Origin of the sequence: Ramlibacter sp., assembly GCF_013697775.1 — a bacterium.
In the GTDB taxonomy this organism is placed as follows: domain Bacteria; phylum Pseudomonadota; class Gammaproteobacteria; order Burkholderiales; family Burkholderiaceae_C; genus Ramlibacter.
This window is the reverse complement of record NZ_JACCWG010000033.1, coordinates 1-14213: the sequence shown is the minus strand read 5'-3', so window position 1 is coordinate 14213 and position 14213 is coordinate 1. Positions and strand designations below refer to the sequence as shown.

The 14213-nt window shown below is 67.9% G+C and carries 13 protein-coding genes; 5 read left to right on the top strand and 8 right to left on the bottom strand.

Translation table 11 applies throughout. The annotated features are described in order from the left end of the window. From H0U68_RS01840 to H0U68_RS01810, 7 genes are all read right to left on the bottom strand, one after another. Positions 1 to 720: M20/M25/M40 family metallo-hydrolase (locus H0U68_RS01840; RefSeq protein ID WP_296352458.1), on the bottom strand; the 720-nt coding region annotated here is incomplete at its 3' end. Between the two features lie 5 nt (positions 721 to 725). Beyond that, positions 726 to 1019 (bottom strand): 2Fe-2S iron-sulfur cluster binding domain-containing protein, encoded by a 294-nt coding sequence (locus H0U68_RS01835; protein ID WP_296352457.1) that lies wholly within the window; start codon positions 1017 to 1019, stop codon positions 726 to 728. Continuing rightward, positions 1016 to 1906 (bottom strand): hypothetical protein, encoded by an 891-nt coding sequence (locus H0U68_RS01830; protein ID WP_296352456.1) that lies wholly within the window; start codon positions 1904 to 1906, stop codon positions 1016 to 1018. The genes H0U68_RS01835 and H0U68_RS01830 overlap by 4 nt, the downstream gene beginning before the upstream one ends. A gap of 52 nt (positions 1907 to 1958) precedes the next feature. Further along, positions 1959 to 2645 (bottom strand): hypothetical protein, encoded by a 687-nt coding sequence (locus H0U68_RS01825; protein WP_296352455.1) that lies wholly within the window; start codon positions 2643 to 2645, stop codon positions 1959 to 1961. Between the two features lie 70 nt (positions 2646 to 2715). Continuing rightward, complete coding sequence (locus tag H0U68_RS01820) at positions 2716 to 3510, bottom strand: hypothetical protein (protein ID WP_296352454.1); 795 nt, start codon at positions 3508 to 3510, stop codon at positions 2716 to 2718. Positions 3511 to 3700: 190 nt separating this feature from the next. After that, positions 3701 to 4090, bottom strand: coding sequence for a VOC family protein (locus tag H0U68_RS01815; protein WP_296352453.1), 390 nt, complete (start codon positions 4088 to 4090; stop codon positions 3701 to 3703). After that, positions 4087 to 4806: an aspartate/glutamate racemase family protein gene (locus H0U68_RS01810; protein WP_296352452.1), complete on the bottom strand. Its 720-nt coding sequence runs from the start codon at positions 4804 to 4806 to the stop codon at positions 4087 to 4089. The genes H0U68_RS01815 and H0U68_RS01810 overlap by 4 nt, the downstream gene beginning before the upstream one ends. A gap of 78 nt (positions 4807 to 4884) precedes the next feature. Between H0U68_RS01810 and H0U68_RS01805 the strand changes: the two genes are divergently transcribed. Beyond that, the gene (locus H0U68_RS01805) at positions 4885 to 5673 is read left to right on the top strand and encodes a helix-turn-helix transcriptional regulator (RefSeq protein ID WP_296352451.1); all 789 of its coding nucleotides are present in this window, start codon (positions 4885 to 4887) and stop codon (positions 5671 to 5673) included. A gap of 10 nt (positions 5674 to 5683) precedes the next feature. Next, complete coding sequence (locus tag H0U68_RS01800) at positions 5684 to 6673, top strand: tripartite tricarboxylate transporter substrate binding protein (protein ID WP_296352450.1); 990 nt, start codon at positions 5684 to 5686, stop codon at positions 6671 to 6673. Positions 6674 to 6691: 18 nt separating this feature from the next. Here H0U68_RS01800 and H0U68_RS01795 read toward each other — a convergent pair whose 3' ends face one another. Beyond that, positions 6692 to 7684 carry a tripartite tricarboxylate transporter substrate binding protein gene (locus tag H0U68_RS01795; protein ID WP_296352449.1) on the bottom strand — a complete coding sequence of 331 codons (993 nt, stop codon included), beginning with the start codon at positions 7682 to 7684 and terminating at the stop codon, positions 6692 to 6694. A gap of 122 nt (positions 7685 to 7806) precedes the next feature. On the opposite strand from H0U68_RS01795, the gene H0U68_RS01790 reads away from it, so the two are divergent. The 3 genes from H0U68_RS01790 to H0U68_RS01780 all read left to right on the top strand — a co-directional run. Then, entirely contained in the window at positions 7807 to 8754 is a 948-nt protein-coding gene (locus tag H0U68_RS01790) for a LysR family transcriptional regulator (protein WP_296352448.1), read from the top strand. Between the two features lie 143 nt (positions 8755 to 8897). After that, a complete protein-coding gene (locus H0U68_RS01785) occupies positions 8898 to 11960 on the top strand; it encodes a LamG-like jellyroll fold domain-containing protein (RefSeq protein ID WP_296352447.1) in 3063 nt (1020 codons plus the stop codon). Beyond that, on the top strand, positions 11957 to 14213 hold a 2257-nt coding region (locus H0U68_RS01780), incomplete at its 3' end, for an Ig-like domain repeat protein (RefSeq protein WP_296352446.1). The genes H0U68_RS01785 and H0U68_RS01780, both read left to right, overlap by 4 nt.

Genomic DNA, 14213 nt, shown 5'->3' with positions numbered 1-14213 from the left:
GCGCACCAGTTCCGCGGCCACCACCGCCGCGTTGCCGGTGCCGCCCAGCGCCGCGTGCCCGCCGGCCGCCACCACTTGCGCCGTGATGCCGACGAAGCGGCGCTCGTCCACCTGGATCGGCATGAAGCGCTTGCCGAACAGGTCGAAGCTGAAGCCGCCGAATTCCCCCAGCGCGTGGCGCACGCCGTGGAACAGTTCGGGATGCGCATCGACCAGGAACTGCGCGCCGTCCTGGCCGCCGCTCTCCTCGTCGGAGACGATGCACAGGATCACGTCGCCCGGCGGCGGCGTGCGGTGCATTGCGACGAAGGCCGTCACCAGCATGGCGATGCCGCCCTTCATGTCCAGCGCGCCGCGGCCCCAGACAAAGCCGTCGCGCACCAGCCCGGCGAAGGGGTCGACCGACCAGTCCTGCCCGGCCACCGGCACCACGTCCACGTGGCCGTACAGCAGCAGCGGCGGCGCGCTGCCGCGCCCGGCAATGCGCGCCACCAGGCAGGGCCGCTCTTCCTGCTGCACATGGCGCGTGCTGGAGATGCCGAAATGCGCCAGCAGGTCGGCGATGTAGGCGACGCAGCCGCGGCAGTCGTGTTCGGTCGGAAAGCGGATCAGGTCCTGCAGCAGGCGCACCGGATCGATGGCGCCGTCGCGTACGCACGAGGGCACCGCGGCCGTGGCGGCAGTGGTGTCGCCGGGAAAGGTGAGCGTGGCGGTGTCCATCGTCGTCAAACCTCCGCGTACGACAGCGCCATGTCGCTCAGCGGCTTGGTGCAGCAGGGATACACCACGTCGGGCGCGGGCGCGCGCTTGTTCACCAGTGTGTCCAGCCGCTTGAAGCTGCCCTCGACCGCGCGCGCACGACAGGCCGTGCAGCGGCCGACGCCGCAGCCGTAGGGCACGGCGACGCGGCTTTGCAGCGCCGCGTCCAGCAGCGTCTGGTTGGCCGCGCACAGGAAGGAGGCGCCGTCCGGGCGCAGCAGCCGGATGCGGAAGGCGGCCGAAGCGGGGGCCTCATTCATGCGACCTCTTCCACCTGGGCCAGCAGGCTGCCCACCGCGCGTTCGAAGCCACCGTCGATGCCAGCGTGGTCCAGCGGCGCGATCGCGGCTTCGGCCACCGGCTCCAGGCCGGCCACCACCTGCGCCGCGCGCACCAGCGAGAAGTTGCGCCAGACCGCGCTTTCGCGCGGTTCGTGGTCGCGTGCCCAGTTCGAGTCCACCGCCACTTCGTGCTGCGCGGAAAAGCTGCGGCGGTAGGCGTCGCCGTCGTACAGCTGCACGTAGCCGTGGTTGATGGCGATCACGTGGTCGAAGTCCTTCAATCCGGCCCAGGGCAGCGCGGAGAAGCCGGCGCTTTCGCAGACCACGGTGTCGAAGCGCGCGGCGATGTGCCGGTGGCAGGCCGCGATGCCCTGGGGCATGTACTCGCCGACCAGGCGGCTCAATTCCTCCAGCGTGGAGAACTCGCGCACCGTGACGCCGGGCGCCGTGAGCAGCTTGTCGAAGTGCTGTCGCAGGCCGAGCGCGGCAAGGCGCTGCGGATCGATGGCGACCACATGCCGGCCGTTCTCCGGGTCCAGCGTGCAGCGCGCGGCGATGGTGGGGCAGTACTGCCCGCTGTGATCGTGCCGGGCCGGCACGACGACGCGCGCAGACGGCGACATCACCTCCTCACTGAAGGGTGCGCCGGCGTCGCGGTTCAGCAGGTAGGCGTCGTTGCCGTAGAAGCGCCCCTGGTCCAGCGCGCGCGAGACGGCGGTCCAGTCCTTGTAGAGCCACATCTCGCCGGCCGGCTTGAACGCGGCGACGCGCAGCCCGCGGGACCGCAGGAAGCGGATGGCCGCGCGCGCCGCCGTCGTTTTTCCGGCGTCGGACATGGCGAGCGAGACGACGAGAACCTTGGGCATGGAAGTCTCCTGGAATGCGGTTGTGTTGTCTTGGAGGCGGTGGACGGCGCCCTCAGGCGCGCTTGGTGTCCCGCGGCAGCGGCGCGGAGCCGCTGGACTTGGTGCTGCGCCACAGGCGCGGACCGATGCGCGCCGCGTGCCTGGCGATGCTGCCGCTCATGATCACGTAGTCGCCGCTGCGGCGGTGCGGAATGCGGAAGGTGTCGGCCGGCGGATGCGGGCTGCCGTGCTCCGGCACCGCGACATAGGCGAAGTAGCGGGTCACGCCGTGCAGCGCGAGGTAGACGCCGCCGAACAGCACGAGGCTGTTGGTGACCTTGCGGCTGGGCCGCGAGCTCACCAGGCGGCTCACCTCGATCACCCGCGCGTTGTCCCGCGTGCCCAGCTTGTCGGCCAGGAACTCGGGGCTGACGAAGCGCAGCACCTCGAACGGATGGCGCAGCGTCCGGATCGCCGCGAAGGTCTCGCCGGCAGCGCCACGGTCCTCGGCGATGAAGGCGGTGGCGCGCCGGTCGAACTCGTCGAGGCCGTTCGCGTCGAGCTCGGCCAGCAGGTAGGCCGAATGCGCGGTGCTGTAGACGCTCTTGCGCAGGGCGCCCACGCGTTCGAGCGTGCCCTCGTCGCGCAGCACGCGAAAGCGCACGTCCGCGCGGCGCGCCGCGAGGAGCAGGTAGGTCCGCGCGCAGGCCGAGGCAACGGACTCGGCGGCGCGCGACAGGAAGGCAGCGGTGCTGGCCATGGCAATGCGGCTTGTTGGGCGTGCGCACGCCGGCGGCCACCCGCCCGGCACGCGCTGCGAGACAAGGGGCTCAGGCCGCGGCCTGGAGCTCGGCGGGTTGCCTGGCCTCGGCCGGCGTGTGGACTGTTGCCGGGTCCGCTGCCTGGTCGCCCGCCTTGGGCGCCGTGATGGTGCCCAGGTCCAGCTGGCCGTCGCTGGAGGCCAGCTCCTGCAGGTAGGCCGTGAACAGCTGGTAGTAGGTGTCGATGTAGCGTTGCAGCCGCTGCGCGTCGGCCTCGTCGTGGACTTCCATCGCCACCACGTTCCACACGTCGCCGATGTGGTCCTCGCCCTCGTCCACGGCGATGTGCGCCTTGGCGCCTTCGATGGCGCCGCTGCCCAGCGCCCGCTCGAGGTTGACGTTCCACTCGCGCTGCGTGTGGTACGAGACGAACTCGAGGAAGTAGGCCTTGGCCAGCAGGCCCAGCGGGCCCTCGTGCTCCAGCGTGTAGTAGATGTAGCCCTGCAGCAGCTGGGTGGCCAGGAAGGGCCGCGTCGCGTACACCGCCTCTTCGGTCATGCCCATGCGCTGGATGTCCTGCAGGAACAGGCGGTCGTGCAGCATCTCCTCGTCCGCGTAGCGGGCCCACAGCTGCGCGGCGCGCGGGTTTGTCTTGGTCAGCAGCACCAGCGTCTTGGCATCGGCCACGCGGGCCAGGCGGATGCGCAGGATGGTCTGGATGGTGTGGCGGATGAACAGCTGCCGTGAAATGTCCGAGGAGTCGCGAAAGTAGCGCCCGATGGGCAGCTTCTCGTACATGGTGCGAAGCATGCCGCCCATCTTGGTTTCGACGGCGGTGCGCAGCGATGCATAATCGATCGACATATCTATCTACCTTCCCTGGTATGAATGGCACGCCCGGTGCTGTACGCCCCTTTAGACGAGCCATCTTGTATAAAAAACGGAGCCAGGTGTTGGTTGTAGCCACTGCGGATTGCATCCGCCAGCTACCAGTCTTCGCGGTATTTGTACCCTCGTGTGACGCGATACTTCAAGGTCGAGCTGAGCGCGCGGATCAGGCGGGCGCGTCGTAGCTCGCGATTTCGAGCAGGTTGCCGTCCGGGTCGCGGATGTAGACCGACTGCATCGCGCCGCGCGCGCCGGTCTGCGGCACCGGGCCGAGTTCGATCGGGTGGCCGATGCGATGCAGTTCGGCAACGACGTCGCCGATCGGCCCTTCGCAGACGAAGCAGAAGTCGCCGCTGCCCGGCACCGTGATGTCGGCATGCGGCAGGTACTCGCCGCGGTACGGATGCAGGTTGATCTTCTGGCTGCCAAAGTGCAGCGAGTCGTAGTGCCCTTCGAACACTTCGTGCCGCATGCCGAGCACGCCGCAGTAGAAGTCGATGGTGCGCCGCATGTCGCGCACCGTCAGCACCACGTGGTCCAGGCCGGCCAGCTTCATGGCGCGTCCTTTCGGGCTGGCATCTGCGCCAATGCGAAATTCACCGCGGCGTGCGCGTGCAGCGCCGTGGTGTCCAGCAGCGGCAGCTGCGTGTGTTCGGGTTTCACCAGCAGCGCGATTTCCGTGCAACCGAGCAGGATGGCCTGCGCGCCCGCGCCGGTGAGCTGGTCGATCACCTGCAGGTAGCGCGCGCGCGACGCGTCGGTGACCACGTCCTTGCACAGCTCCTCGTAGATGATGCGGTGCACGTCGGCGCGCGCGGGCGCATCGGGCACCAGCACGCGCAGGCCGTGCTCGCGTTCCAGCCGTTCGCGCAGGAACGGCTGCTCCATGGTGAAGCCGGTGGCCAGCAGGCCCACGGTGGTGAGGCCGCTCGCGCGCGCGGCGGCGCCGGTGGCGTCGGCGATGTGCAGGAAGGGCAGCGGCACGGCCGCCGCGATGCGGTCGGCCAGCTTGTGCATGGTGTTCGTGCACAGCACGATGCAGTCGGCGCCCGCCGCCTGCAGCCGCTGCGCCGCATCCACCAGCACCGCGGCGGCGGCGTCCCAGCGGCCGTCGTGCTGCGCTTGGGCCACCGGGGCGAAGTCCACGCTGACCAGCACGATGCGCGCGGAGTGCAGCGCGCCCAGCTGTTGGGCCACCGCCTGGTTGATGAGCCGGTAATATTCGGCGGTCGACACCCAGCTCATGCCGCCGATCAGTCCAATGGTTCGCATCGCAACATCCTTCTTCACGCAAGACAGGGCCGCATCATGGCCGGCGGCGGGGTGCGGGTCTATCACGGAATTTCAGCGGTGAAGCGCACGCTCGGCGCCTTCACGATGGAACTGCTTCCCGGCGCGGCCTATGCCGCGCGCGACGCGAGCCACCTGGCCGCCCTGGGCGTCGCGCTGGAGCGCCAGCGCGGCGTGCACGCGGTCGGCTCAGACCGGCGCACCGACTTCGACACCTGGGCCGGCACCGCCTCCCTCACGCCGCCCGGGGTGGACGTGTATTCGGCGTCGGACGCGGGCGGCGAATACCTGGTGGTGCGCTGGGCCGCCGGCGCCGACGATGCGCAGTTGCCCCCGCAGCGCGTGCAGCGCGCCGCGCAGGCCGCGTTGCTCAAGCAGGCGTTCCGCGTGCGCGCCGCCATGCTCTGCACGGATGCGCAAGACGATGCACCGCTGGACGCCGCCGTGCAGGCGCTGCTGTCGCTTGGCGCCGATCTGCTGCCGACGGAGCGCGCGCTGCACGACGCGTGGCACCTGCAGGCGCGCTACGCGCCGGTGCTGCAGTGCATCGAGGACGGCCTGGCCGACGGCGTCGAAACCTTGTCGCTCGCCTGCCTGGCCGCGCACGTGAATGAATCGCCGCTGCGTTTCCTGCGCGGCTTTCGCCAGGCCACCGGCATGACGCCGCACGCATACATCGCCGAGCGGCGGCTGCAGCGCGCACGCCAGCTGGTGCGTGACTGGCATCTCCCGCTGGCCGACGTTGCCATCGATTGCGGCTACGCCAGCCAGTCCCACATGGGCCACGCCTTCGCCAAACACCTGGGCATCTCGCCGGCGCGCTACCGCGCGCGCCTCCATCCTTCCTGAAAGCCCGCCCATGCCGTTGCTCGATCGCCGTTCCTTCCTCGCCGCCGCGGCCGGTGCCGCTGGCGTGGCGCAGCCGTTTGCATCGCGCGCGCAGGGCGCGTGGCCGACCAAGCCGCTGCGCCTGATCGTGCCGTTCGCGCCGGGCGGCAGCTCCGAAATCGTGGCGCGCGCGCTGGCCGGCGAGCTGGGCAAGACCATCGGCCAGAGCGTGTTCGTCGAGAACAAGCCGGGCGCAGCGGGCAACATCGCCATGCAGGAGGTGGCGGCGGCCACCGACGAGCACACGCTGATCCTGGGCCACATCGGCACGCTGGCGGTCAACCCGTACATCTTCGCCAGGCTGCCCTACGACCCCAACCGGGACTTCGTGCCGATCACGCTGATCTCCAAGGTGCCCAGCCTGTACGTGGTGCACCCGGACCTGCCGGTGAAGAACCTGAAGGACTTCGTCGCCTACGCCAAGAGCCAGCCGGGCCGGCTGAACTACGGCTCGGCCGGCAACGGCAGCGCCGGCCACCTGGCGTTCGAGTACCTGAAGATGGCGACGCAGACCTTCGTGGTGCACGTGCCGTACCGCGGCACCGGCCCCATGCTCACCGACCTGATGGCCGGCCGGCTGCAATGCGCGGCGGTCGGCGCGCCGGCGCTGCTGCAGTTCATCAAGGCGGGGCGGCTGAACTGCATCGCCACCGGCACCACGGCGCGGCTGCCGCAGCTGCCCGACGTGCCCACCGTGGCGGAGCAGGGCTACAAGGGCTTCGAGATGACGCAGTGGTACGGCCTGCTGGCGCCCGCGCGCATGGCCCGGGCCAACATCGACAAGCTGGAAGCCGAAGCCGTGAAGGCGGTGCGCAGCCGGCTGGTGGGCGAGAAGCTGGGCCAGGACACGGCGCTGGCGGTGGGCAACACGCGCGCCGAGTTCGAGGCTTTCATCCGCCAGGAGCAAGCGCGCTGGAAGCCGGTGATCGCGCGCGCCCAGATCAAGCCCGAGGGCATCTGAGCGGGGTGCGCGGCAGGCTTATTCCACGGTGATGCCGCGGTCCTTGATCAGCTTGTGCCACTTGCGGGTTTCGGCCATCGTGTAGACGGACATCAGCTGCCCGTCGCTCTGGATCGGGTCCCAGCCGGCGTCGGCCAGCTTCTTGCGCACGGCGGGGTTGGCCACCGCCGCCTGCATCTCGCGCGACAGGCGCTCGCGCACCGGCTGCGGCGTGGCGGCCGGCACCACCAGGCCCTGCCAGGCATAGGCTTCCACGCCCTTGTAGCCCAGCTCCATGGCGGTCGGCACGTCGGGCAGCTGCGCCATGCGCTTGGCCGAGAAGTGCAGCAGCGGCACCAGCTTGCCGCTCTTGATGTGGGTCATGGCGCTGGAGGCGTCAACCACCATCAGCGGCACCTGGCCGCCCATCACGTCCTGCATGGCGGGCGCGGCGCCGCGGTACGGCACGTGCACCACGAACAGGCCGGCCTGGTTCTTCAGCAGCTCCATGGCCAGGTGGTGCGGGCTGCCGTTGCCGGGCGACGCATAGGACAGCCGGCCGGGGTTGCGCTTGAGGTTGTCCGCGAAGTCGGCCGCGGTCTTGATGTTGGCGCTGGGCGCGGCCACCACGATCAGCGGCACCCGCGCGATCAGCCCGAGCGGCGCGAAATCGCGCTCGGGGTTGTAGCTGATCTTCTTGTACAGCGCGGGGTTGTAGACCAGGATGCCGTTGTCGGCGGTGAACACGGTGTAGCCGTCGGGTTCCGCCTTGGCCGCGGCGTCGGCGCCGATCATGCCGGCGGCGCCGGGCTTGTTGTCGATCACGATGGGTTGCTTCAGCTGCTCGGCCATCTGGGTGGCGACGGTGCGCGCCAGGTAGTCGGTGCCGCCGCCGGGCGGGTAGCCGACGATCCACTTGATCGGCTTGCTGGGGTAGGCCGCCTGGGCAAAGGCGGTGCCGCCCGCCGCGCTGGCGGCAATGACGGCGGCATGGGTGAGGCAGCGCAGGACTGCGCGCATCGAACGGTGCATGGGGCTTGTCTCCTTCAACGTGTGCGCCGCCATCTGCGTGGCGGCGCCGGTACTCCGAGCCTGCATTGGAGAAGCTGACCACCCCAGTGGGCAAGCTTATTTTTTGGATATATTGATCGGAAATGGCGATTAATCTCACACTCAAGCAGGTGCGCGCCTTCGTGGCCATCGCCAACTTCGGTGGCTTCACTGAGGCGTCGACGCGCCTGCACGTGAGCCAGGCGGCGCTGAGCGGCGCGCTCAAGGACCTGGAGGAGGCGCTGGGCGCCTCGCTGCTGCGCCGCACCACGCGCAGGGTCCGGCTGTCGGACGCGGGCGCGGCCTTCCTGCCGCTGGCCGAGCGGCTGCTGCAGGACCTGGACGCCGCGGTGGACGCGGTGTCCGAATGGAAGCAGCAGGCCGGCAGCGTGGTGCGCGTGGCAGTGCCGCAGCTGATGGCCTGCACGCTGATGCCCGAAGCCATCGCGGCCTTTCGCGACGAGCAGCCGGCCACCCAGGTGCGCGTGGTGGACAGCGCGCCCGAAGCGGTGGTGACGCGGGTGCTGGCCGGCGAGGTGGACTTCGGCATCGGCCCGCAGCGCGCGGTGTCGCCCGAGGTGGCGGCCAGCACGCTGTTCGAGATGCCGTTCCTTGCCGTGTTTCCGCAAGGCCATGCACTGGGCGCGCTGCGCGAGGTGAGCTGGGCCGCGCTGAGCGGCTACGACCTGATCTCACTGCAAGGCGAGTACACGCCGCTGCTGAACACCGAACTGGCGGCCGCGCGCCAGAAGGTGGCGCTCAGCCCCGCGCACGAGGTGGCGTTCGTCACCACCGCGCTCAGCATGGTGCGCGCCGGCCTGGGCGTGACCACCTGCATGCCGTATGCGCAGTCGCTGATCGGCATGCAGCAGCTGCAGGCGCGCGTGCTGGTCAAGCCCACCATCACCCGCAGGTTCCTGGTGTGGACACGGCGCGACCGGCAGCTGTCGCCAGCGGCCGCCGGCTTCAGGCAATTCCTGCAGCGGTTTCTGGGTGCGGATGCGCGCTATATGGCGACGCCGAAGCCGGCGCGGCGTGCCTCCACGAAGTAGTTTGGAGCAGGCGCGGCTCCTGCAGTCCCTGTCTTCCGCCCCGAAACCTGTCACCTGAATCAGACAGATTCTTTCACTGCGCTGGGTCTCTGGCCAAATTCCTCATAAAGTGCCGCCGCACAGCAATAAGCGAAGAGGGAACCATGGGTCTGCATTCGGGTTTGGGCAGGGCAATCCTGCTGGGGGGACGGCGCGTCATCGCTGTCCTGTTGGGGGCATGCCTGCTCTGGGGTCAGGCCAGTGCTGCGACCTGGGTTTCGTGGAATCATGCGTACGGGTGCGGATGCGGCGGTCAGGTGTTCAACATCACGGGTTCGTCCAAGGAAAACGTGTGTCAGCAGGCCGCCGCGCACGCGAGCAGCTGCGGTTGCCTTCCCCCGCAACACCCGACCACGGCTTCGGTTTTCACGGTGCAGTCATACAGGTATGTGGAGGGCGAAGCCGCCGGGTCCTGCTGGATTGAAGACATGGCATCTGCCGGAAGTACCTGGGACTTGGTTCCCTTTTCCAACGCGCTGGTGGAGACGGACCAGACGCAGTCCGACAGGACCCGCTGCCCGCGCTTCGGCAACCCGATCCTGCCGTTGACGGGCGCCAAAGTCGATGTCGTCCAGAGTGGCCTTTCCCTGGGCGGCCTGGACTTGGTGCTCACGTACCAGACAACGAACAAGCTGCCAGCCAGCCAGACGGATGCCGATACGGCGCTTGCCGAACAAAGGTCGTTCGGAGCCTTGTGGCGCTCCACCTTCCACCGCAGGTTGGCCGTTTCAATTGGGCAGAAAGCGGCCCTGGTCTCTCGCGGGGATGGGACCGTCGCGAGCTTCAGCGGCAATGGCTCGGGTGGCTTCACCGCCGCGGGCGGCCATGTGCACAAGCTGGTCAGCCTCACGGGGGGATACCGGTTCACCGACAGCGCGACGGGTGAGATCGACACGTTCGACGCCGGCGGCAAGCTGCTGGCGGTGGAAGCGGCGTCGGGCGCGGTCCTGTCGTTCTCGTATGCAGGTGACAACCTGATCAGGGTTCGCTCCAGCGAGGGGCGTACGATCAGGTTCGCCTACGGCAGCAACGGGCTGGTGTCGCAGATCACCGGGCCCGATGCGGGAGTCATCGCTGCCGCATATGACGCATCGCAGAACCTGACTTCGCTGACCTGGAGCGACGGCAAGGTGCTTGGGTTCCTGTATGAGAATACCAACGTGCCGTGGGCAATGACCGGCAAGGTCGACGAGAAAAACACCCGGTTCGCCACGTTTGCCTACGACGTGCAGGGCCGGGCGATCAGCACCGAGTACGCGGGCGGCGTGAACAGGTTCGCAGTGACGTACGGCACCGCGCCCGTGCGGACGGTGACGGACAACTTCGACGCAACCAACGGAATCCTGTACCGCACGCGAGCCTGGAATGCCCCGACCGGCACGACGGTGACACAGCCCAATGGCCAGACGACGGCATTGGATGCGCAACTGGTGGCGGGCGCGCCGTTGATGACCTCGCAGAGCCAGTCTGCGGGTTCGGGTTGCGCGGCGGCGATCAGTTCTCAAACCTACGACAGCAGCGGCAACGTTCTTTCGCGCGATGATTTCCAGGGCGTGAGAACCTGCTATGCCTATGACACGAGCAACCGGGAAACGGTGCGTGTCGAAGGCCTGCCGAACACGACCACGTGTTCGAGCGTGATGGGATCGACCGTCACGCTTCCCACCGGGGCGCGGAAGATCACGACTGACTGGCATCCGGATTGGGAGATGGCGACGCAGGTGGTGCAGCCGCTGCGCAAAAGCAGCACGGTCTACCATGGCCAGCCTGACCCTTTCAACAGCAACGCAACCGCAAGTTGCAGTTCTGCGCAGCTGCGCTCGGACGGCAAGCCGCTGGCGCTGGCCTGCAAGCAAGTGGAGCAGGCGCTGCTGGGCAGCGGTGCCGTGGATACATCGGTCCCGGGCCGGACCTCCACCTACACCTACGACGGCACGGGCCGCGTGCTGAGCAGCGTCAACCCCAGGGGGCAGACCACCACCTACGCCTATTACACGGACACGGCGTTCGCGGGCGGCGGTGATCCTTCGTACGGCAGCCTGACGCTGCTGCTCCACGGAAACGGTACGAACGGCAGCACCGCGATCACCGACAGCGGCCCTCTACAGCTGGGCCTGACTGCGGTGGGGGACGTGAACATCAGCACAGGCCAGAGCAAATTCGGCGGCACTGCGATCGCCTTCGACGGTTCCGGCGACTACCTGCGGATTCCATACAGCCCCGATTTGGCGTTCGGCGCAGGCGATTTCACGATTGAAACCTTCATCTACAAGAACGCCAACAACGGGAACTACAGCCGCATCTGGAATGCCGACGGCGACTATTACGACGGGGTGACGATCAGCATCGATCCCAGCGGCAACTTCGCCGTGTACGTGACGACGACCGGAACTGGATGGTCGTACTCGCTGCCGGCCGTGGCGAATCTCGCCAACGGGCAGTGGTACCACCTGGCGGTGGTGCGCAGCGGCGGCTCCATGTACGCGTTCGTCAACGGCGTGCGCTCCATCATCACCACGGCGCTCGGCACGGCGGCGCTGTACAGCAATACAGGCACAGGACGCGTGATCGGCGGCCAGTCCGGCGTGGACCGCGCGCTGAACGGGTATGTGGACGAGTTCCGGATCACCAAAGGCGTGGCGCGCTACACCGCGAACTTCACACCGCCGGCACAGGCATTCGCAGATGGCGGCGCGACAGCCTCCGATGACGGCCACACCGCCGGCGATCTCCAGTCTGTGACGAATGCCCAAGGACACGTCACGACCGTGAATGCCTACAGCCCGGCCGGTCGCGCGCGGCAGATGACCGATGCGAAGGGCATTGTGACGGACATCACCTACGCGCCGCGTGGCTGGGTCAGCACCATGACCACCACGGCGCCCGGCGGTACCGGCTACACCACCACCTACACCTACGATGATGTGGGTCAGGTCACGCAGGTGACGCAGCCCGACGGAACGACGCTGAGTTTCAGCTACGACGCTGCACACCGCCTGGTTGGGGTGACGGACACGCGCGGCAACGCCGCAACCTATACGCTGGACAACATGGGCAATCGCGTCGCCGAGGAGTTGCGCGACCCAACAGGCGCTCTGCACCGCGCGGTCAACCGATCGTTCGACGCGCTGAGCCGGCTGCAGCAGTCGGTGGGAGCCTCGCAATGAGAACGACTTCAGGAAGGGACTGGTTTCATGCCGCGATCCTGATGCTTGCCCTCGCGCTGTGGAGCGTCGGCGCACGTGCGGAGATCTGGAATTCGACGGGGCATGCCTACGGGTGCGGCTGCAACGGTGCCGTCTACAACATCACCGGTACCTCCAAGGAAGATGTGTGCCAGCAGGCCGCCATGCATGCGACCAGCTGCCAGTGCTACCCGCCGCAGCACCCGAGTACACCGTCGGTTTTTTCAGTGGCTTCGTACAGCTACACCTCTGGCACTAGCGGAACCTGTCGCGTCGAGGACACAGCTTCCCAGGGCAGTACCTACGACATCGTGCCATTCGCGCAGAGCGCCGACCCGCCAGGTGTTTATCTCTCCTCCAGCCAGAACCCGGCGCCGATCGGGCGCATGGTCACCTACACGGCAACCGTCGTTGGAACCAGCCCGACGGGGTCCATCACGTTCAAGGACGGCACCGCCACGCTGGCGGTGCGCGCGCTGGCGAGCGGGATTGCCAGCCTGACCACCTCCACGCTTGCCTTGGCAACGCATCCTCTGACGGCTGTCTACGCCGGGGACGCCAACAATTCGGCGGGGACGTCCAGCACCGTGACCCAGAGCATCACCCAGGCCACGACCAGCTTGGCGTTGAACGTGTGGCCCCTGCAGGCCGCCCAGGGCGAGAACGTGACGCTGATGGCGCGTGTGGACAACGGCTACCTGCCAACCGGCACGATGACCTTCAGCGAAGGCACCACGGTATTGGGCACCGCGTCCGTGACGGCCAGCGCCGCAACGCTGGCCTTGAACAACCTGGCCCTGGGCAGCCACACCATCTTGGCCGCGTATGCGGGCGACGTGAACAACACCTCCAGCGCGTCGGGCGCCGTGGCCACGACAATCGGCACGCGCGCGGGAATGGCCTGGCAGTACGGCTATGACGCGATGGGCAGGGTGAACACGCTGGTGGACCCGAACGGGCACGTCACTTATGTCTACTACGACAGCCTGGGCCGCCCGATCCAGACGCAGGAGCCGCCCAACACCGGATCCAGTTCGCCGACCGTGACGCAATTCGGCTGGAACCTGGCGGACGGACTCAAGAGCGTGGCCGATCCGCGCAGCCTGCTCACCAGCTACACCCGCAACGGCCTGGGCGACACGCCCGTGCGGAGCAGCCCGGACACCAACACCAGCACCTTCACCTATGACGCCAACGGGAACGTGCTGACCAGCACCGACGCGCGCGGCAAGACCACCACCTTCAGCTACGACGGCCTGGACCGCCTGACCGGCATTTCCTATTCCACAGGCACGGCCACGGCCTTCGAATACGACGGCGGCGTGGGCGGAGCGGCCAACCAGAAGGGCGAACTCACCAAGATCACGGACGAGTCCGGCCAGACGGTCTACACCCATGATGCACGCGGGCGGCTGACCGGCAAGACAGTCACCATCGGCACGAAGACCTTTACGGTGGGCTACAGCTGGGGCAACAGTGGCACGGCGTTCGACAAGCTGACCGCCATCACCTACCCGAGCGGCAGCCGGGTGAACTACAGCTACGACGCCAAGGGCTACGTCACGGCGATCACGGTCAACCCGGTGAACCCGAACGGTTCGGGGCAGAGCGGCACGGCGCAGACGTTGCTGAACACGGTCACCTACAACGCGGACAACAACGTGACCGGCTGGCAGTGGAGCGACGGCAAGGCGCGCACGATCGGCTACGACGCCAACGGGCTGGTGTCCAGCTACACCCTGGGCGACCCGAACGGCACGGGCAACGCGGCGGGCTTGCTGCGCACGCTGACCCGGGACACGGCGGGGCGGATCACGGGTTATACGCACACGAACAACGGCACAGCCCAGTCGGGCCTGAACCAGACCTTCGGTTACGACAATCTGAACCGGCTGCTGACGGCCACAGTTGCCGGCACGAGCATGGCGTACAGCTATGACGAGAACGGGAACCGGACAAGCAAGACGGTTGGAGGAACGACGTACACCAACACCATTGCCACGACCAGCAATCGGTTGACGCAGACACAGGACGTGGGCGGTACGGCCACGGTGACGCATGATGCGGCCGGTCACGTCACCAATGACGGTACCAATGCGTATACGTATTCCGATCGGGGGCGTATGGGCAATGCCACGACGTCCGGCGGAACGGCGGTCTATCTTTACAACGGGTTGAATCAGCGGGCCTCCAAGAGCGGGCCGACAAGCCTGGTGCCAAGCGGCGCGAGCTACT